The organism is Amycolatopsis sp. SID8362, from assembly GCF_010550475.1.
Classification (GTDB): domain Bacteria; phylum Actinomycetota; class Actinomycetes; order Mycobacteriales; family Pseudonocardiaceae; genus Amycolatopsis; species Amycolatopsis eburnea.
Genome location: NZ_JAAGNB010001140.1, coordinates 1 through 567 on the forward strand (window position 1 = coordinate 1; position 567 = coordinate 567).

At 75.8% G+C, this 567-nt stretch carries 1 pseudogene; it reads left to right on the forward strand.

The features are described 5' to 3' along the window. Positions 1-567, forward strand: a pseudogene (locus G3I65_RS35415) (hypothetical protein); the annotation flags it as partial.

Consider the following 567-nt stretch of genomic DNA (forward strand, 5'->3'; position numbering starts at 1 on the left):
TGGACCGCCTGCCCGCCGACGCGGCGGCCGAGGTGCTGGATTCGGTGGCCCCGCGGCTGGCGCCGTCGGTCCGGACCCGGCTGCTGGCGGAGGCGGCGGGGCTCCCGCTGGCGTTGATGGAGCTGCCCGCGGCGGCCGCCGACCTGGACGGGCTGGACCCCGTGCTGCCATTGACGGAACGCCTGGAGCGCACGTTCACGGCCCGGGTTTCGGCACTGCCGGCTGCGACGCGGACGGCGTTGCTGGTGGCGGCGCTGAACGAGACGACTTCACTGGCGGAGACCCTTGCGGCGACCGCGATGCTCCTGGCGGATGACGGGGCCGTGGCTTCGGCGGGCGGCGCCCCAGGCCGCGCGGGGGAGGTCGCGGCGGGCTCGGGTTCGGGTGAGGCGGCTGGCTCGCCTGGGGCTGGTGCCGGGCAAGGCGCGGCGGGCTCGCAGGCGCCCGTCAGCTCGCCCGTGACCAGCGCCGATCCCGAAATCCTCGCCCCCGCCGTCGAAGCCAGGCTGGTCGAACTCACCTCCGGCGTTCTCACCTTCCGCCACCCGCTCATGCGCTCAGCGATCC